This window comes from Ancylobacter polymorphus (assembly GCF_030813495.1).
Taxonomy (GTDB): domain Bacteria; phylum Pseudomonadota; class Alphaproteobacteria; order Rhizobiales; family Xanthobacteraceae; genus Ancylobacter; species Ancylobacter polymorphus.
Genome location: NZ_JAUSUI010000012.1, coordinates 130,286 through 147,679, shown reverse-complemented (window position 1 = coordinate 147,679; position 17,394 = coordinate 130,286). Strand labels below are relative to the sequence as shown.

At 70.5% G+C, this 17,394-nt stretch carries 19 protein-coding genes; 12 read left to right on the top strand and 7 right to left on the bottom strand.

All coding sequences use genetic code 11. The annotated features are described in order from the left end of the window. Positions 1-65: 65 nt before the first annotated feature. From J2S75_RS21565 to J2S75_RS22525, 4 genes are all read right to left on the bottom strand, one after another. Positions 66-1,355 (bottom strand): DUF763 domain-containing protein, encoded by a 1,290-nt coding sequence (locus tag J2S75_RS21565; RefSeq protein ID WP_307023168.1) that lies wholly within the window; start codon positions 1,353-1,355, stop codon positions 66-68. A gap of 61 nt (positions 1,356-1,416) precedes the next feature. Next, positions 1,417-3,309: a molecular chaperone HtpG gene (htpG, locus tag J2S75_RS21560; RefSeq protein WP_307023167.1), complete on the bottom strand. Its 1,893-nt coding sequence runs from the start codon at positions 3,307-3,309 to the stop codon at positions 1,417-1,419. Positions 3,310-3,428: 119 nt separating this feature from the next. Then, a complete protein-coding gene (locus tag J2S75_RS21555) occupies positions 3,429-4,145 on the bottom strand; it encodes a GMC family oxidoreductase N-terminal domain-containing protein (RefSeq protein WP_370874197.1) in 717 nt (238 codons plus the stop codon). Then, positions 4,067-4,366 carry a hypothetical protein gene (locus J2S75_RS22525; RefSeq protein WP_370874199.1) on the bottom strand — a complete coding sequence of 100 codons (300 nt, stop codon included), beginning with the start codon at positions 4,364-4,366 and terminating at the stop codon, positions 4,067-4,069. The genes J2S75_RS21555 and J2S75_RS22525 overlap by 79 nt, the downstream gene beginning before the upstream one ends. A gap of 86 nt (positions 4,367-4,452) precedes the next feature. Here J2S75_RS22525 and J2S75_RS21550 point away from each other — a divergent pair, with 86 nt between their 5' ends. From J2S75_RS21550 to J2S75_RS21500, 11 genes are all read left to right on the top strand, one after another. Continuing rightward, complete coding sequence (locus J2S75_RS21550) at positions 4,453-5,577, top strand: ATP-binding cassette domain-containing protein (protein ID WP_307023165.1); 1,125 nt, start codon at positions 4,453-4,455, stop codon at positions 5,575-5,577. Further along, entirely contained in the window at positions 5,495-5,854 is a 360-nt protein-coding gene (locus tag J2S75_RS21545; RefSeq protein ID WP_307023163.1) for a helix-turn-helix domain-containing protein, read from the top strand. Before J2S75_RS21550 ends, J2S75_RS21545 begins: the two co-directional genes overlap by 83 nt. A gap of 79 nt (positions 5,855-5,933) precedes the next feature. Then, positions 5,934-6,569, top strand: a complete 636-nt coding sequence (locus tag J2S75_RS21540; RefSeq protein WP_307023161.1) for a response regulator — start codon at positions 5,934-5,936, stop codon at positions 6,567-6,569. Then, positions 6,569-7,891, top strand: a complete 1,323-nt coding sequence (locus tag J2S75_RS21535) for a histidine kinase (RefSeq protein ID WP_307023159.1) — start codon at positions 6,569-6,571, stop codon at positions 7,889-7,891. Before J2S75_RS21540 ends, J2S75_RS21535 begins: the two co-directional genes overlap by 1 nt. A gap of 98 nt (positions 7,892-7,989) precedes the next feature. Continuing rightward, a complete protein-coding gene (locus tag J2S75_RS21530) occupies positions 7,990-8,940 on the top strand; it encodes an AAA family ATPase (RefSeq protein ID WP_307023157.1) in 951 nt (316 codons plus the stop codon). Continuing rightward, a complete protein-coding gene (locus tag J2S75_RS21525; RefSeq protein ID WP_307023155.1) occupies positions 8,934-9,773 on the top strand; it encodes a DUF58 domain-containing protein in 840 nt (279 codons plus the stop codon). Before J2S75_RS21530 ends, J2S75_RS21525 begins: the two co-directional genes overlap by 7 nt. Then, a complete protein-coding gene (locus J2S75_RS21520; RefSeq protein WP_307023153.1) occupies positions 9,760-10,101 on the top strand; it encodes a hypothetical protein in 342 nt (113 codons plus the stop codon). The genes J2S75_RS21525 and J2S75_RS21520 overlap by 14 nt, the downstream gene beginning before the upstream one ends. Beyond that, positions 10,098-11,051 (top strand): VWA domain-containing protein, encoded by a 954-nt coding sequence (locus J2S75_RS21515; protein WP_307023151.1) that lies wholly within the window; start codon positions 10,098-10,100, stop codon positions 11,049-11,051. Before J2S75_RS21520 ends, J2S75_RS21515 begins: the two co-directional genes overlap by 4 nt. Beyond that, positions 11,048-11,932: a vWA domain-containing protein gene (locus J2S75_RS21510; RefSeq protein ID WP_307023149.1), complete on the top strand. Its 885-nt coding sequence runs from the start codon at positions 11,048-11,050 to the stop codon at positions 11,930-11,932. Before J2S75_RS21515 ends, J2S75_RS21510 begins: the two co-directional genes overlap by 4 nt. Further along, on the top strand, positions 11,929-12,561 hold the full coding sequence (locus J2S75_RS21505) for a hypothetical protein (RefSeq protein WP_307023147.1): 633 nt from the start codon (positions 11,929-11,931) through the stop codon (positions 12,559-12,561). Before J2S75_RS21510 ends, J2S75_RS21505 begins: the two co-directional genes overlap by 4 nt. Continuing rightward, positions 12,555-13,748 (top strand): hypothetical protein, encoded by a 1,194-nt coding sequence (locus J2S75_RS21500; protein WP_307023145.1) that lies wholly within the window; start codon positions 12,555-12,557, stop codon positions 13,746-13,748. The genes J2S75_RS21505 and J2S75_RS21500 overlap by 7 nt, the downstream gene beginning before the upstream one ends. A 40-nt stretch (positions 13,749-13,788) precedes the next feature. On the opposite strand, the gene J2S75_RS21495 is transcribed toward J2S75_RS21500, so the two are convergent. Further along, positions 13,789-15,084 (bottom strand): D-amino acid dehydrogenase, encoded by a 1,296-nt coding sequence (locus J2S75_RS21495; protein WP_307023182.1) that lies wholly within the window; start codon positions 15,082-15,084, stop codon positions 13,789-13,791. After that, positions 15,081-16,202, bottom strand: a complete 1,122-nt coding sequence (gene alr, locus J2S75_RS21490) for an alanine racemase (protein WP_307023143.1) — start codon at positions 16,200-16,202, stop codon at positions 15,081-15,083. The genes J2S75_RS21495 and alr overlap by 4 nt, the downstream gene beginning before the upstream one ends. A gap of 136 nt (positions 16,203-16,338) precedes the next feature. Between alr and J2S75_RS21485 the strand changes: the two genes are divergently transcribed. Then, positions 16,339-16,800 (top strand): Lrp/AsnC family transcriptional regulator, encoded by a 462-nt coding sequence (locus J2S75_RS21485; protein WP_244377105.1) that lies wholly within the window; start codon positions 16,339-16,341, stop codon positions 16,798-16,800. A 12-nt stretch (positions 16,801-16,812) separates the two neighbouring features. Here J2S75_RS21485 and J2S75_RS21480 read toward each other — a convergent pair whose 3' ends face one another. Further along, on the bottom strand, positions 16,813-17,352 hold the full coding sequence (locus J2S75_RS21480) for a GNAT family N-acetyltransferase (RefSeq protein ID WP_307023141.1): 540 nt from the start codon (positions 17,350-17,352) through the stop codon (positions 16,813-16,815). Positions 17,353-17,394: the final 42 nt, after the last annotated feature.

Genomic DNA, 17,394 nt, shown 5'->3' with positions numbered 1-17,394 from the left:
GCCCACTGCGCAGATCGGCGCCACCTATGCCGGCCAGCTCGCCGGCGACGCCTCGCAAAACGCCTTCACCGCCCAGTTCTCGCTGAAGTTCTGAGCGAAGCGGCGCCCGGCGCGGCGCGGAGTTCGTCCTCCGCGCCGAACACGCTGCGCCCGCCATAGCGCGGCGATGAGCGCAGTTCGTCCGCGACGATGGCGTCCCAGTCGCGCCCACCGGCGACGCGCTCGATCTGGCGTGCCTGGTCGTCCAGCCGGCGGATCGCGGCAAGCTCCTCCGACTGGCCGAGTTTGGCCTTGCGCACCGCCGCCTTCATCACCGCGATGGTGTGGTCATAGACCTTCAGCGGCACCGGAAAGGGATGCCGGTCCTTGCCGCCATGGGCATAGGAAAAGCGCGCGGGATCGGAGAAGCGGCACGGCGCGCCGTGCACCACTTCCGCCACCAGAGCGAGCGCTTCCACGGTGCGGGCGCCGACGCCCGGCACCAGCAGCAGATCGGTGAAATCCTCGGGCCCGCGATCCGCCGCCGCCGCCAGCGCCGCCTGCAGGCGCGGCAGCACCACGTCCTTGGCGCGCACCTCGTGATGTGCCGGCAGGATGAGGTGCGGCAGTTCCAGCTGGCCGCTCACGGGCGCAGGCGGCGCCGCCCCGCCGTCGAGACCGGCAAAGGCGCGGGCGATGCCGTCGGGGCCGAGGCTTTCCAGCAGGTCCAACTGGCCGCTGCGCGAGCGTGCGGCGCGGGCATCGGCGAGGTTGACGATCTCGCCCTGCGGTGGGCCGTCGACCGCGGCATGCGGGTCGTCGAGAAAACTCTGCAGCCCCTCCGAGAGCCAGTGATAGCGCCGCGCCTGCCGGGACGCGTCGTTCATGCCCTGCTGCACCACCACCCAATGCCCGTCATCGGTGACGATGAACCCGTGCAGATAGAGGTCGAAGCCGTCCTGCACGGCGGCGCTGTCGATCTTGGCGACGAGGCGGCTCGCCTTTCCCAGCGCCTCGCCGTCGCAGCCGGTGCGCTCGCCCACAGTCATCAGCTCCTGCGGCGTCTTGCGCGAATGCCGGCCGCGCCCGCCACAGACATGGATGCCGAGCTCGCCGGCGAGCGGCTGCAAGCCGCGCTTGAGCGCGCCGATGACGCTGGTGGTGATGCCGGAGGAGTGCCAGTCCATGCCCATGACGGCGCCGAAGGACTGGAACCAGAACGGGTGCGCCAGCCGGCGCAGCAGTTCGTCGCGTCCATAATGATGGACGATGGCCTCGCTGATGACCGCGCCGAGAATGGTCATCCGCTCCGCCAGCCAGGGCGGAACCCGGCCGGCATGAAGGGGAAGGTCGGCGCTTCCGGTGCGGCGGGACATGGCTCTCTCGATTCGATGTCCCAGCCTAACCGGAAGCGACGACCAGGGGCAGGGAAGCCCGTTAGACGGTGCCGAGGCCGCGCGCCATCAGCCGGAACAGCCGTTCCGAGAAAGCGGCGGCATCGCCCGGCCGCTCGCCATCGAGCACGCGGGCCGCGTCGAGCAGAAGATGCGCGGCATCTGCCCGCGTGGCGGCGTCCGTACTGCCGGCAAGGCTGACGATCATGGCATGGCGCGGGTTGATTTCCAGGATCGGCTTGGCCGCGCTGCCGAGACGCCCGGACGCGGCGAGGAAGCGCTCGAATTGCCGGTCGGGACCGCTCTCCGAGGCCACGAGGCACACCGCACTGTCGGTGAGGCGGTCGGAGGGACGCACATCGGCGACCTCCTCGCCCAGTTCCGCCTTCAGCGCGCCGATAAGGGCCGTCACCTCCTCGCTCGCCGTGCCGGCGGGCGGGGCCTCGGTATCGAGGAGCGGAATCAGTCCGAGATCGGCGGCGCCCTGCGTGATCGACTTGAACGGCTTGCCCTCATAATCGAGCCCGTTCGCCACCCAGAAGGCATCGACGGGGTCGGCCAGCAGCAGCACCTCGATGCCGCGCGCGCGGAAACCTTCGAGATGCGGCGAGTGGGCGATGCGCGCCGCATCGTCGCCGGCGATGTAATAGATCGCGGTCTGGTTCTCCTTCAGGCCGGCGGCGTACTCCTTGAGGCTGCGCGTGCCCTCGCCGGAGGCGGTGGTCTTGAAGCGGGCGAGGTTCAGCAGCTGTTCGCGACGCTCGAAATCCTCATAGAGCCCTTCCTTGATCACCGCGCCGAAATTCTCCCACACCTTGCCGAACGCCTCGGCATCGGTATCGGCGAGCTTGGCGAGTTCCGAGATCACCCGGTTGGTCACGCCCTTCTTGATGGCGCCCAGCAGCGGGCTGTCCTGGATCATCTCGCGCGAGACGTTGAGCGGGAGGTCGGCGCTGTCGACCACGCCGCGCACGAAGCGCAGATAGCGCGGCAGCAGCTCGGCATCGTCGGTGATGAAGACCCGCTTCACATAGAGCTTGATGCGGCCCTTGCGGTCGGCGTCGAAAAGGTCGAAGGGCCGCGCGCCGGGCACGAACACCAGCGCCGTATACTCGTGCCGGCCCTCGGCGCGGAAATGTACGGTCAGCGCGGGCTCGTCATACTGGCCGGCGACGCTGCGGTAGAAATCGGTGTAGTCCTGCGCCGAAATCTCGGAGCGGGCGCGCGTCCACAGCGCCGCACCGTCGGAAAGCGCGGATGCCTCCGCGCCGGGCTTCTCGATGAAGCGGATCGGCACCGGCACATGGCCGGATTGCTCCTTGACGATGCGCTCCAGCGTCCAGCGCTCGGCATAGGTCCTGGCGTCGTCGGCGAGATGGAGCGTGACCGTCGTGCCGCGCGCCGGGGCTTCTTCCAGCGCCACGGGGGCGACGGTGAAGGCGCCCTTGCCGTCCGAGGACCACAGCCAGGCCTCCTCGCTTCCGGCGCGGCGGCTGACCACATCCACCTTCGCCGCGACCATGAAGGCGGAATAGAAGCCGACGCCGAACTGGCCGATCAGCTGGGTGCCTTCCTTGGCGCCTTCTTTACCCTCCGCCTCGGCGATGCGGTCCATGAAGCTGCGCGTGCCGGAGCGGGCGATGGTGCCGAGCGCCTCGATCAGCTCGTCGCGGCTCATGCCGATGCCGTTATCGGCGATGGTGAGAATACCGGCCTCCGGATCGGCCGAGAGGGTGATGGCGAGGGCGGGATCGTCGCCGAGCAACTCCGGTTGGGTGATGGCCTCGTAACGCAGCTTCTCGCAGGCATCGGCGGCGTTGGAGATCAACTCCCGCAGGAACACGTCGCGGTCGGAATAGACCGAGTGCACCATCATGTGCAGCAGACGGGAAACATCGGCCTCGAAAGGGCGGCTCTCAAAGGTCTCGGTGGTCATGGCGAACCGTCACATGGATGAACGAGGCGCCTGAGATGGCAACACCGGCGCCAGAGATCAAGACGGGCCGGCACTGGCCGTGAGACGGGGGGCGAAACCGATACGTGCCGGGTATGGCCCTAGGGGTCGACCTCCGGCGCCTTTTTCGGAAAGCTGACAGGGATGTGCGAGAAATGGTGCAGGGAAATACCCCAGCCCCGGGCCGAGCGGGTCATCACCAGCGAGGTGCGAACGCGCGAGGCGACGACGAGACCATCGCATCGGGTGTTGCGGATATCGCCGAAACCCTGCGCGGCGACGATCGTGGGCGAGATTTCACGTATCTCCTGATCGACGTGCATGAAGGAAAGCTGCGCATCGGCGTCCTTCAGTCCCGGCCGGGTCTTGACGAAACCGAAAGCGAGCCCCGTTCCAAGTGAAAGGATTCCACGGCCGGACGCGACATACTGCAGCACGGAGCGGGCGAGCGGCAGGCCGCGCGACTGCTCGTTCAGCGTGATGGGGCGGTTCACCCGCCAGTTCATGCGGGTGCAGAAATGGTCCTGGTAGTTCTCACCCACCCCGGGCAGCGCCAGCACGATCTCGATGCCGAGCGGCTTGAGATGGGTGGGATGGCCGATGCCGGAGAGGTCGAGAATGTGCGGCGTCTGCACGCCGCCGGCGCAGAGGATGACCTCGCGCCCCGCCCGGACGCCCACCGTCTGCCCGTGCCGCCGGAACGTGGCGCCCACCGCGCGGCGGCCCTCCGCGTCGATCTTCAGCACATGCGCGTGGGTGACGATTGCGAGATTGCGCCTGCCCCGTGCCGGATCGAGATAGGCGGACGTGGCCGACACGCGGCGGCCACGGCGCTGGGTCGCCTGATATGGCCGAAGCCTTCCTGATGCCTGTCATTATAGTCGCGGTTGAGACCGTATCCGGCCTGCTGTGCGGCAGCGATGAAGGCGTCGGCCAGCGGCGGGCGCAGCCCCACCTCTGTGATCGCCAAGGCGCCGCCGCGTCCGCGCGTCTCTCCCGCCGGGCCCTCGAACGCCTCGACCTTGCGGAAATAGGGCAGGAGCTCGGCGAAGCTCCAGCCGGCGGGGGCACCAATGCGCTGCTCAACCGCGAAGAACTTTACCTTCGGTTCATTTGAGGTCGGTCATGGATGCGCGCCCCATCGTCGAAATCCGCGACCTCCGGGAGGATTTTTCCGGCGTCCATGTGCTCAAGGGCATCGACATGTCGCTTGCGCGCGGCGAGATCCACGGCCTTCTCGGCGAGAATGGCGCGGGCAAGTCGACGCTCATCAAGATACTGACCTGCGTCTACACCGCCTCCAGCGGCGATATCCGCATCGAGGGCGAGCCCTTCCACGGCCACTCGCCCAAGGCGGCCAATGAGGCGGGCGTTGGCGCGGTCTATCAGGACGCCGAACTCGCCTGGAACATGACCGTGGCCGAGAACCTGCTGCTCGGCAGCGAGAGCCGCTGGATCGACCGGCGGGCGATGGAGCGGGAGGCGGGACGCATTCTTTCCCGCATCGGCCTCGATATCGACCCCGCCGCCCGCGCCGGCGCGCTCACCGCCGCGCAGATGCAGATGCTGACGCTGGCGACGCTGTTCCACCGCAAGTTCAAGGTCATCATCCTCGACGAGCCCACGGCCCGCCTCTCCGGGCGCGAGAGCGAGTTGCTGTTCGCCCTCATCCGCCGCTTCAAGGCGGAAGGGCTGACCATCGTCTACATCTCGCACCGGCTGAACGAGGTGAAGCTGCTCTGCGACCGGGCGACCATTCTGCGCGACGGTCGTGTGGTGGCGACCCTCGCCCGCGGCGAGATCGACGAGGCGGAAGTGACGCGGCTGATGGTCAACCGCTCGGCCTCGGACCTTGAAATCGCCAATCCCGGCTTCGCGCGCCCGGACGTGGCGCTGGAGGTGAAGGCGCTCGGCACCGCCAAGCTGAGCCCGACCAGCTTGCGCGTCCATCGCAGCGACATTCTCGGCATCACCGGCCCCATTGGCGGCGGCATGGAGCAGATCGAGAAGGCGCTCAGCGGCCTCATCGCCTATCACGGCGAGATCTTCGCCGAGGGGCGTCCCATGCGCATCGACAGCCCGTCCGATGCGCTCGACATCGGCGTGGCGCTGATCCCGGAGGACCGGCGCAAGCAGGCGCTGTTTCCCAACCTGACCATGGCGGAGAATGTCGCGCTGCCCCTCCTCGACCGACTCTCGCGCCTCGGCATGGTTTTGCTGGCGGCGACCCTGGCGTCGGAGGTGTCGTGACGGCGTCGCTGCCGGATGCCCGCGCGGATGCCGCAAGCCCGTCCGCGCCGATCTCACGGCCCACGCGCTGCGGCTGCTCGCGCGCAAGACGCCCAGCCTGCGCGCCTCGCTTCGCATGCGAGCCGTGGCCCATGTGCGCGCCGGCGCCAGCCTCACGGAGGCGGCCGCCTGCGCCCATAGACGTCCGCGCACGCTGCTGAACTGGATCGCCCGCTACAATGCCGAAGGCGTCGCCGGGCTGGCGGATCGTCCGCGCCTGTCATCAAGGCCGGAGTGACAGGGCAGGAGACCTTGCGACGCCGCGCGTCAGGGGCGCGGCTCTTGGTGCCGTGCGCCCCCCGCGCTATCGTGTGCTCATGGACCCCATCCGCATTCTCCTGGTCGACGATCATCCGATTGTGCGCGAGGGCTATCGCCGTCTGCTCGGGCGCCAGCCGGGGCTTTCCGTCGTCGCCGAGGCCGGCGATGGCGAGGCGGCGCGGGCGGCTTTCGCCGAGCACCGGCCCGACATCGTGCTGATGGACCTCTCCATGCCGGGCGGGGGAGGCTTCCCGGCGGTGGAGGCGATCCTGGCGGACGATCCCCGGGCGCGGATTCTCATCGTTTCGATGCATCAGGGTGCCGTGTTCGCGCAGAAGGCGATGGCGGCCGGGGCGCGCGGCTTCGTCTCCAAGTCCAGCCCGCCGGACGAACTCGTCCGCGCCATCGCGACGGTGATGGGCGGGCGGCGCGCCCTGTCCACCGATGTGGCGCAGGACTTCGCGCGCAGCGTGGTCGAGGACGACCCCACCGCCGGCCTCACCCCGCGCGAGCGGGACATTCTCCTCATGCTGATGCGGGGCATGAACGGCCGCGCCATCGCCCGCGACCTCCAGCTCTCGTCCAAGACCGTTCAGAACAACCTGTCGCAGATCCGGGCCAAGCTGGGCGCGTCGGGGGATGCCGACCTCGTGCTCAAGGCGCAGCGCGCCGGCCTCGTGCCAGTGCCGTGATGCGCGGCCTCGTCCCGCAGCTCGTCGTGCGGGTATTGGCCGCCGGACTGCTCACGCTCGTCGTCGCAGCGGGATGGGTGCTGTGGGACACGGCGAACGCGGCGCGCCGCGACGCGCAAACGACGGCCACGCTCGTCTCCGACGCCATCGCCGCCCGCCCGAGTTTCGAGGGGCTGGCCTTCGGCGGCGTGGCGCCGACGCCGGTCTTTCGTGACTGGCAGCAATTTCCCGCCTGGAGCCTCATTGCTCCGGGCATTTGCGTCGAGCTCGGCCCCCGTGACCAGCCGATACAGCGTCGTTGCGGGCCCTATCTGGCGGCGGCCACGCCGCCGGATTGGTTCGTCTGGCTGGCCAACCGGCTTGGTCTGGTGCCGGCGCCGGTCGCCGTGCCGGTGCGCACCCGCTACGTCACCGACGCCTATGTGACGGCGATTGCCGATCCCGGCGTCATCGTCACCCGCGCCTGGGCCCGCACGGGCGACCTGATGCGGGTGGCGATGGGCATGGCCATTGGCGGCGCCCTGCTGACCGGCCTGCTCATGATCCGGTTGCTGGCGCCGTTCGCGATTGTGGTGCGCGGAATCGAGCGCTTGCAGCATGGCGACTTCGCCGCCCGCCTGCCGCGCCTGCGGGTGGCGGAATTCGACCGGCTGAGCCGCGCGGTGAACGAGACGGCGGTGGCGCTGCAGGAGGCGCAGGCCGTGCGGGCCGAGCTGACGCGCCGGCTTTTCTCGGTGCAGGAGAATGAGCGGCGGGCGCTGGCGCGCGAATTGCACGACGAGTTCGGCCAGTGCCTCACGGCGACCCGGGCCATGGCGGCGGCGATCGCGCAATCGGGAGAAAGCACGGCGCAGGACGGGGCGCGCATCGCCGAGATTTCCGGCCAGATGATGGACAGCCTGCGGGCCGAGCTGGCCCGGCTTCGCCCGCCGGACCTCGATGATCTGGGCCTGCGCCCGGCCGTCGAGCGCATGATCGCCAACTGGCGCGCGCGCGTGCCGGCGGTCCGTTTCGATCTGACGCTCGCCGGCCCCATTGACGCCGTGCCGGACGCTCTGGCGCTCAGCCTCTACCGCATCGCCCAGGAATGCGTGACCAACGCCGTCCGGCACGGCACGCCAACGCATATTTCGCTGCACATCGAGGTCGGCGACGCGATCGTCCTGACCACTGCCGATGACGGCTCGCCCCGCCATGACGGCACGATCGACGATGGCTATGGCCTGCTCGGCATCCGTGAGCGGGTCGATGCGCTTGGCGGCAGCTTTGAGCTGTCCCCGGTCGAAAACGGCATGCGCGCGGTCGCCCGCCTGCCGCTCTGACCCGGGCGATCTTCCCGGATCGGGCGGGAGGCTCTCTCTGGCGGCTTCGGCCGGGTCGTCCATGCTGGCGGAGGTCGCTGCCACGGGAAGCCCGCCGCATGAATGAGATGAGCCATCCGGTTGCGCAGCTCGGCGCCGCCGTCGCCGCCGGTCTGATCGGCCATGAGGAACTGGTGGAGCGGCTGCTGATCGCCCTTCTCGCCGGCGGCCATGTGCTGATCGAAGGGCCGCCGGGCATCGCCAAGACGCGCGCGGTCAAGCGGCTCGCCGCCCACCTTCCCGGCAGCCATGCGCGCATCCAGTGCACGCCGGACCTGTTGCCCTCGGACCTCACGGGCACGCAGGTGTTCCGCCCGGAGAGCGGCGGCTTCGATTTCGTGCCCGGCCCGCTGTTCCATGCGCTGGTGCTGGTGGACGAGATCAACCGCGCCCCGCCCAAGGTGCAGTCGGCGTTGCTGGAGGCCATGGCCGAGGGTCAGGTGACGAGCGCGGGCGTCAGTCGCGCGCTGCCCGAGCCCTTCATGGTCGTGGCCACCCAGAACCCAATCGAGCACGAGGGCACCTTTCCGCTGCCGGAGGCGCAGATGGATCGGTTCCTGCTGCATCTCGCGCTTGGCCTTCCGCAGGCCGAGCAGGAGCGCGCGATTCTCGATCTGGTCTCCGCCGAGCGCATCGATACCCCCGCCTTCCTCGCCCTCCCGCTCGGCGCCGATGCCCTTCGGGCCGCGAAGGACGAGGTGGCGCGGGTGCATCTGGCGCCGGCGCTGAAGGACTTCATCGTCCGGCTGGTCATGGCGTCGCGGCCCGGCGGCGCTGTCGCGCAATGGGTGGAGCATCCGGTCTCGCCGCGTGGCACGCTGGCGCTGGCGGTGGCGGCGCAGGCGCGCGCCTGGCTCCGGGCACGTGACTATGTGCTGCCGGAAGATGTCATCGCCCTCGCGCCCGATGCGCTCGCCCACCGGCTTGTGCCGAGCTGGTCGGCCATCGGTGAGGGGCGGAGCGGGCGAACGCTGGTTGCCGACATACTGCATCGGGTCGCGCCGTGGTGAGCCCCGCGCTGGCGGCGCCCGGCCTTCGGCTTGAGGCGCGCGAATTGCTGGCGCTGCGCGAGGGGGCTCTCAGGACCGGGCGCGCCCAGCCGGCGTCCCGCCGGCCCGGCGCCGTTCCCGCCCGGGCGCCGGGAGCGGGGATGGATCTGCGCGAGATCCGCGCCTTTGCCGAGGGCGACGACGCCCGCCGCCTCGACCCTTCCGCCACTGCCCGCACCGGCATCCCGCATATCCGCAGCTTTCACGAGGACCGGGACGACACGCTGCTGCTGATCGTCGATTTCCGCCCGCTCATGCTGTGGGGCACGGGTGCCTCGCTGCGCTCGGTGCGCGCGGCGCGGCTGGCGGCGCGGCGAGGGTGGCAGGCGGTGGCGCGGGGGGCCTCGCTGGCGGCGATCGGCGTCAGCGCCGAGGGCGTGGCCGCCGTACCGCTGGCCGGCGGCGCCCCGCAGATGGTCCGCGTCTGCCACATGCTCGCCAGTTGTCACGACCGGGCGCTCGCGGGTGGCGGCGTGGTGCCGTCGCTGGAGGAGGCGCTCATCCGCGCCATGCGGCTCTGCCCACCCGGCGGCGAGGTGCTTGTCGCCACGGGCCCGGACGGCCTCGCGCCGGAAGACGAGCCGGCCTTGGTCCGGCTCGCCCGCCGCCGTCTCGTCAGGGTGCTGTTGCCACTCGACAGGATCGAGACCGCGCCTCCCGCCGTTGCGCTGCCGCTCAGGGCCGGCGGGCTGGCCCGCCGCGCGCGGCTGCGCCCGTTCGACCGCGCGGTGCTGGCGCAGCGTCTCTACGCCCTGAATGTCGGCCTTGAGGTGGTCGCCCATGACGCAGGCTGAACTCATTGCGGCCCTGCCGGAAGGGCGCCTGCCGCCGGCACTCATGCAGATGAGCGCCGCCGACCTGCTGCTGCTGTTCGGCGCCGGGCTGCTGGCGGCGGCGCTGCTCGCGCTTCTGGCGGCCCCCTTCGTCGAGCGGCGTCCGTCGCGGCGCGCGCTCCTCCGCGCTACACGGGGAATGCCGCCGCAGGAGCGGGTGCTGGCGATCGGCCGTGTCCTTGGCCACCTGCCGGAGGAGCTGCGCGCCATGGCCTATGGCAGTGCGCCGCCTCTGTCGCCGGAAACGGTCGAGCGCATCGCTCTCAAGGCGCGGCGGGCACGGCGATGATCGCCTCTCTCTCCCTCGCCTTTCCGCTCGCCCTGCTGCTGCTTCCGCTCCCGCTGCTTGCGCGCCTGCTTCCGACGGCGCGGGCGCCGGGGGAAGCCGCGCTTACCGTGGCGCCCGCCACCTTCGCTGCGGCGCTGCCGGCGCGGCATGGCGAGGAGCGGGCCGGTCACGCGGTGCTCGTCGCGGCCTGGAGCGCGCTGGTTCTGGCGCTCGCCGGCCCGCAGGTCGCGGCGACGCGGCATCTGGTGACGGCGTCGGGCCGGGAAATTCTGCTGGCCCTCGACCTCTCCGGCAGCATGCTGAAGCAGGATTTCGTTCTCGACGGCAAACCGCTCTCGCGGCTGGAGGCGGTCAAGCGCGTCGCCGCGCGTTTCGTGGCCGCGCGCCAGGGCGACCGGATCGGGCTGGTGATCTTCGGCGACCGGGCCTATGTCGCGCAGCCGCCGACCTTCGATGTCGCGTCCGTCGCCCGCGCCATCGAGGCCGCCCAGATCGGCATTTCGGGCCGCTCCACGGCCATTTCGGATGGGCTGGGGCTGGCGACGCGCCGGATCATGGGCAGCGACGCCACCACCAAGGTCGTGGTCCTGCTCTCGGACGGGGTGGATACATCGGGCAAGGTTCTGGCGTCGGATGTCGCGCGGCTGGCGGCCGGCCATGGGGTGCGGGTGCATACCATCGCGCTCGGCCCCGAGGATCTCGAAGATCAGCCGGCCTCGCGCGAGGCCGTGGACGCCGTCGCCTTGCGGGAGATCGCCGTGGCCGGAGGGGGCGCCAGTTTCCGCGTGCGCAGCATGGCGGATCTCGAAGCGATGGCGGCGACACTGGATGAACTTGAGCCGAACCCGATGAAGCGCCCGCCATTGCGCTACTGGCGCTCGCTCTGGATGTGGCCGGGTGGCGCGGCGCTGGCACTGGTGGTGCTGCTCGCGGGGTGGAGGCGCCGATGAGCGAGCTGGTTCTCCTGCGTCCCGGGTGGCTTCTTGCCCTGCCGCTGCTCGCCGCCCTCGCGCTGTGGCACTGGCGGCAAGGGCCCGCCGCCGGCGGCTGGGAGCGGGTGATGCCGCCGGCGATGTTCGAGGCGATGCGGACGCTGGGGCATATGGGGGGAGGGGCCCGCCGCCAGGGCGTCGCCTTGCTCGCGTCGGCGCTCTTGCTCAGCCTCGGCCTGTGCGGACCCGCCGTGCCGCGCGCGGATGCGCCGGTGCTCGCCGGCAGCGGGGCGGTTCTTATCGCCCTCGACATGTCGCCATCGGTTGCGCAAGGCCCCGCCCTGGCCGACGCGCAGGCCGCCGCCGCCGCTGTCCTGACGGCCGCGTCCGGACGGCCGGTCGGCATGCTGCTCTATTCCGGTGAAGCCTATGAGGTGGCGGCGCCCACCGCCGACCCCGCGACGCTGGAAAGCCAGATCGCCGTGCTCGCCGGCGACACCATGCCGGACGGTGGCAGCCGCCCCGCCAGTGCGCTGGCGCTGGCGCGGCAGATGCTGCGGGCGAGCCGGGGCGCCGATCTCGTGCTGATTTCCGATGGCGGCGGTGTCGACGGCGCCGCCCGGGCGGAGGCGGGGCGTCTCGCCGGCGATGGCGTCCGGCTTTCCGTGCTCACCCTGACCGGATCGGCCGGCGGCGTGAGCGATCCGGCGGCGCTCGAAGCCTTGGGAAGCCTCGCCGCGCCCGCGCGCGCCCCTTCCCCCGTTCTGGCCCGGCTGGCGCAGCGGGGCGCTCTGGAGCGCGATCCGGCGCTCTCGACGCTGGCCTATCTCGATCTCGGCCCCTGTCTCGCGGCGCTGGCGGGGCTGCCCTTGCTGGGCCTTTTCCGGAGGCGCGCATGAAGGCCGGCCTGCGCCCGCGTCTCGCTCTCGTCGCCGGGATCGGGCTCGCCTGCGTGCTTGCCGCCGGCCCCGCCGCCTGGGGCCGCCTTCTCCTGCGGATCGGCGCGCCGGTCACGGCCGCGCGCGTGCTGGACGACGCGGCGGCACGGGGGCTCGCCCTGTACCGGGCGGGCGACTACGCCGCGGCGGACGCCGCCTTCGCCGAGGCGGGGCGCAGCCAGACCTTCAACCGCGCGCTGACGCTCGCCGCCACCGGCCGTCATGCGCTCTCCGTCGCCTATGTCGACGCCGTGCTCTTCGCCAACCCGTCCGACGACGAGGCGCGCCGGCTCCGCGATCTGGTCGACGCGATGGTACCGAAGACGACGGGCGAGACCACCGTGCCGGGCCGGCTGCCGGGTGCGGGCGGCCTCGCCCCCGGCGACCCGATGGAGGCGCCGATCCTGGCCAGCACGCCCGATCCCAGCGGGAAGAAGCCGATCGAGGCGCGAGGCTTCGCGGCCTCGGAGGCGTGGCTTGAGACGCTGGCCGACGATCCCGGCGAATTCCTGCGCCTGCGTCTGCGCAAGGAATATGAGCGGCGGGCCGGGCTCGGCCTGCTGCGGCCCGAGGAGGCCGAGACATGGTGAAGTGGGCCGGCCTGATCCTGCTTCTGCTCGCCGGTGACGCCTATGGCGACGGCCTGCGCCTGCTGCTGCCGCAGGGGGCGCGCCCGGTCGTCGGCGAGATGGTTCCGGTGACGCTGAGGGGCGAATATACCAGCCGCATCGCGCTGGAGACGCTGACCTTCCCCGGTTCGGAGGACTATGACTGGCTGCAGCTGGCGCGCGACCAATGGCGCGATGAGGAGATCGGCGGGCGCACCGTCCGTGTGTTCGAACGGCGCCTCGCCGTCTTCCCCCGCCACGCCGGAACGCTGATGATTGGCCCGGTGACGCATCATCTCACCGTGGTCGATGAGAAGAACCTGCGAGCCCCGCTCGACGTGGCGGCGCCGGCTGTCAGCCTTGCGGTCGCGCCCTATCCCGGCGAGGGCGCGCCGCTTTCCGCCCAGACCCTCACGGTCGAGGACGGGCTGTCGGCCGCGCCGGGCGCGTTGCGCGACGGCGAGACGCTGGTTCGCCGTGTCACGCTGACGGCGGAGGGTACGCTGCCGCATATGCTGCCGCCGCGCCCGGTCCTGCGCGCGCCATGGCTGATCAGCTTCGCCGCGCCGGAGCAGCGCGACATGCGCCCGACCGCCGCCGGCCCGGTGACGACGGTTGTGTGGGAATGGCATCTGCGGCCCATGACCGGGGAGCCCGGGGTACTGCCACCCGTGGCCATCCCCTGGTTCGACACGGCAAGCCGCACGATGCGGACAGCGGAAATCCCTGCGCTGCCCTTCGGCTATGCCAGCTTCCACGACAATCGGAGCGGCACCGGCCGGCTGCCGACCGGGCCCATGGCGGCCGGTGCGGCGGCTGGGATCGCGGGTGCGCTGACCGGGCTCGGCCTGTGCCTTGCGGGGATGTCCCCGCGCCGGCGGGCGCCTCTTCTGCGCGCGCTGCGACGGCTCTCGCCCCTCGATCCGACGCGGCAACAAGTGAAGCGCGCGGCCCGCTCCGGAGACCTCTTTGCCCTTCGCCGCGCGTGCGCCGCCTATCTGCGCCGCCGCCGCGACCTCGGACTGAAGGTGAGCGGCTGCGAGACCGCCGCCCTCGATGCCGCGCTCTATGGGCGCAATGCCGGGGAAGGCGCGTTCGACCGGCAGGCCGCCGTGGGGGCTGTTCTTTCGCGGAAAGCGGGGCAACAGAGTGCCCGCGCGAACCCTTGAGGCGCGTCGCGGCCGTCCGCCCCGCTGTCGCCCGCCCGCGTCACGCCGCGTAGCGCGCGAACGCCAGATCTTCCGCGTCGATTTCCGGCGTGCGGTCGCTGATGAGGTCGGCCAGCACACGCGATGAACCGCAGGACATGGTCCAGCCCAACGTGCCGTGGCCGGCGTTGAGGAACAGGTTCGGGTAGCGCGTCCGGCCGATGATCGGCGTGCCGTCCGGCGTCATCGGCCGCAGGCCCGACCAGAACGACGCCCGGCTCTGATCGCCGGCGCCGCCGAACAGGTCCTCCACCGATTGCACCAGCGTCGCCTGGCGGGAGGGCGGCAGGCTGGTGGAGAAGCCGGCGATTTCCGCCATGCCGCCGACGCGGATGCGGTCGCCGAGGCGGGTGATGGCGACCTTGTAGGTCTCGTCCATCACCGTCGAAACCGGCGCCAGCCTCTCGTCCACGATCGGCACGGTGATCGAATAGCCCTTCACCGGATAGATCGGCAGGTCGAGCCCGAGCGGGGCGAGAAGCTGCGGCGTGAAGCTGCCGAGCGCGGCGACGAAGCGGTCGGCATGAACCTCGCCCGCCGCTGTTTCCACGGCGACGACGCGCCCGGCCGCGGCTTTGATCCCGCGAATATCGACCCCGTAGCGGAAGCTCACGCCCAGTGTCTCGGCCCGCGCGGCCAGCGCGGTGGTGAATTTGAAGCAGTCGCCCGTTTCGTCGCCGGGCAGGCGCAGGCCGCCGACGATCTTCTCGGCCGCGCGCGCGAGGCCGGGCTCGGCGGCGACGCAGCCGGCACGGTCCAGCACCTCGAAGGGAACGCCATCGGCCCGCAGCACCTCAATGTCCTTGCCGATGCCGTCGAGCTGTTTCTGGGTGCGGAACACCTGAAGCGTGCCCTGCATGCGCTCATCATAGGCGATGCCGGTTTCCGCGCGCAGCTCGGCCAGGCAATCGCGGCTATATTCGGCGAGGCGGACCATGCGGCCCTTGTTCACCGCATAGCGCGCGGCGGTGCAATTGCGCAGCATCGCCAGCATCCAGCGCCAGGTCGCGACATCGAAACGCGGCTGGATGATCAAGGGCGCATGCTTCATGAACAGCCATTTGAGCGCCTTCATCGGGATCCCCGGCGCCGCCCAGGGCGAGGCATAGCCCGGCGACACTTCGCCGGCATTGGCATAGCTGGTTTCCAGCGCCGGGCCGGGCTGCCGGTCGAGCACCGTCACCTCATGGCCGGCCTTGGCGAGGTAATAGGCGGAAGTGACGCCGATCACACCGGCGCCGAGTATGACGATCTTCATCGGAAGGTGCCTCTGGTCTGTTCCTGCCCGCGCGCTCAGCGGAAGATGCGATGGTAGCGCCTGCCGAGCGCGGTGAGGATTTCGTAGGGAATGGTGCCGGCGTCGCGCGCCACGTCTTCCAGCGTCTGGTGCGGGCCGATGATCTCTACCAGCGTGCCGAGCGTGAGTGTGCCGGGCGGAAGGGCGGTGGCGTCGACCGTCAGACTGTCCATGGACACGCGGCCGACGATCGGCAGCCTGACATCACCATGATAGGCCGCGCCGCGATCGCTGAGCGCGCGCGGCAGTCCGTCGGCATAGCCGGCTGAGATCGTGGCGAGCCGGCGCTCGCCGGATGTGACATGCACGCCGCCATAACCGACCCGGGCGCCCGCCGGCACGAGCCTTGTCTGCACCACCCGCAGGTCGAGCCGCACCACAGGCCGCATAGGGTTCGGCACGCCGGCGGTCGGCGCGCCGCCATAGAGCGCGATGCCGGGGCGCACGAGCGCGCCGTGATAGTCCGACCCGAGAAAGATGCCGCCGGAATTGGCAAAGCACGGCTCGATGCCGGGGAACGCGGCCGCGAAACGGCGCATCACCGCCAGTTGCTCGGCATTTTGCGGGCTGTTCGGCTCGTCGGCGCTGGCGAGGTGGCTCATCACATGCAGCAGCCGCACGCCCTCCAGCCGCGAGGGTTGCTGAAGCAGGATGTCGACGTCGTCCGGCGGCAGGCCGAGCCGCGACATGCCGGTGTCGAACTGCAGGAGCGCCGGCAGTTCCGTCCCACGGGCGCGGGCGCAGCGGGACCAGTTGGCGAGCTGATCGAGGCTGTTGAGCACGGGAATGATCCCCGCCTCCGCGCAGGCCCGCTCGGCGCCGGGCTGCAGGCCGTTGAGCACATAGAGCCGCGCGTCGCGGCCGAGCGTGCGGATGATGGCCTGCGCCTCGCTGAACTGGGCGACGAAGAAGTCGCGGCATCCCGCGGCATAGAGCGCCGGGACGACGCGCGCCGCGCCGAGGCCATAGGCATCCGCCTTGACCACGCCGGCCACGCGCGCGGCCCCAACCCGCTGCTTGAGCTGCCGGTAATTGGCGGCAAGCGCCCCGAGATCGATGGTCAGAATTCCCGGCGCGGTGTCGATCGCCGTCTGGTCATTGGAGATGTCGCCGAACATCGCCCGCCTCATCCTCGCTTGCCCCTCGAGGATGAAGTATAGCGGAGCAATCATGCACATTTTCCGCGATCTGTGCATGATTGCCGCATGGATGCGCTATTTTGCACGTATCAGCGAATTTTTCGAAGGAATCGCCGTGAGCGCTCTGGATTCGATCGACCGCAACATTTTGCGCCTTCTGCGCCTCGATGCGCGCATGCCGAGCGCGCAGATCGCCGCCGAGGTCGGGCTCTCCCCCTCCAGCTGCCAGCGGCGCATCAAGGCGATGGAGCACAGCGGCGTCATTCGCGGCTATACCGTGCTGGTCGATCATTCCGCGCGCGATGCCGCCATTGCCGTGATCATCAACATCACGCTGGAACGGCAGACGGAGGATTACCTCAACCGCTTCGAAGCGGCGGTGCGCCGGCACCCGGAAATTCGCGAGTGCTTTCTCATGACCGGCGGTTCGGACTATCTGCTGCGTGTCGAAGTCGAAACACCGGCGGAGTTCGAACGCATCCACACCGAGATCCTGTCGACCCTTCCCGGCCTCTCGCGCATCCATTCGAGCTTTTCGATCCGCAACGTACTCGCCAATGGTCGCCGCGCGCGCTGATCCGGCTCACGCCTATGGCGCGGACGCGTCCGCCGCGGCGCGCCGTTCCAGCAGCACCACCGGCCGGCCGCCATAAACCCCTTGCGCGAAACGGGTGAAGCCGAGCTTGCCGGCGACATGGAGCGAGGCCGCGTGGTCGGGCTCGATCATGCAGGTGAAGCGCGCGCCGCGGCCATGCGCCTCGCCCCAGGCGAGCACCGCACGCATCGCCTCCTCCGCCAGCCCTTTGCCCTGCGCCTCTGTCCGCAGCGCCCAGCCGGCCTCCATCGTGCCCTCGATGGAAGGTTCGAGCGTGCGTTTCATGTCGTGGAAGCCGGCCTCGCCGAGCAGGGCGCCGCTGGCGCGGTCCTCGATGACGAAGAAGCCGAAGCCGAGATGATGCCAGAGACCTGCCTGGCGCAGGAACCGCACCCAGGCCGCCTCGCGGCTCAATGGCTGCCCGCCGATGAAGCGCACCACCGCCGGCTCCGCCCACATGGCGGCATAGGCCTCGAAATCCTCCATCCGGTGCGGCCGCAGGAGCAGGCGAGGGGTGGTGAGGGTGGGGGTCATCGCTGCTGCCGTACTGCTGCGGTCTCATATGAAAACGGCCGG

Bases quoted from the DNA above. Each gene is read 5' to 3' on its own strand.
- J2S75_RS21565 (WP_307023168.1), bottom strand. From the start codon at position 1,355: ATGTCCCGCCGCACCGGAAGCGCCGACCTTCCCCTTCATGCCGGCCGG.
- htpG (WP_307023167.1), bottom strand. From the start codon at position 3,309: ATGACCACCGAGACCTTTGAGAGCCGCCCTTTCGAGGCCGATGTTTCC.
- J2S75_RS21550 (WP_307023165.1), top strand. From the start codon at position 4,453: ATGGATGCGCGCCCCATCGTCGAAATCCGCGACCTCCGGGAGGATTTT.
- J2S75_RS21545 (WP_307023163.1), top strand. From the start codon at position 5,495: ATGTCGCGCTGCCCCTCCTCGACCGACTCTCGCGCCTCGGCATGGTTT.
- J2S75_RS21540 (WP_307023161.1), top strand. From the start codon at position 5,934: ATGGACCCCATCCGCATTCTCCTGGTCGACGATCATCCGATTGTGCGC.
- J2S75_RS21535 (WP_307023159.1), top strand. From the start codon at position 6,569: ATGCGCGGCCTCGTCCCGCAGCTCGTCGTGCGGGTATTGGCCGCCGGA.
- J2S75_RS21530 (WP_307023157.1), top strand. From the start codon at position 7,990: ATGAATGAGATGAGCCATCCGGTTGCGCAGCTCGGCGCCGCCGTCGCC.
- J2S75_RS21520 (WP_307023153.1), top strand. From the start codon at position 9,760: ATGACGCAGGCTGAACTCATTGCGGCCCTGCCGGAAGGGCGCCTGCCG.
- J2S75_RS21515 (WP_307023151.1), top strand. From the start codon at position 10,098: ATGATCGCCTCTCTCTCCCTCGCCTTTCCGCTCGCCCTGCTGCTGCTT.
- J2S75_RS21510 (WP_307023149.1), top strand. From the start codon at position 11,048: ATGAGCGAGCTGGTTCTCCTGCGTCCCGGGTGGCTTCTTGCCCTGCCG.
- J2S75_RS21505 (WP_307023147.1), top strand. From the start codon at position 11,929: ATGAAGGCCGGCCTGCGCCCGCGTCTCGCTCTCGTCGCCGGGATCGGG.
- J2S75_RS21500 (WP_307023145.1), top strand. From the start codon at position 12,555: ATGGTGAAGTGGGCCGGCCTGATCCTGCTTCTGCTCGCCGGTGACGCC.
- alr (WP_307023143.1), bottom strand. From the start codon at position 16,202: ATGTTCGGCGACATCTCCAATGACCAGACGGCGATCGACACCGCGCCG.
- J2S75_RS21480 (WP_307023141.1), bottom strand. From the start codon at position 17,352: ATGACCCCCACCCTCACCACCCCTCGCCTGCTCCTGCGGCCGCACCGG.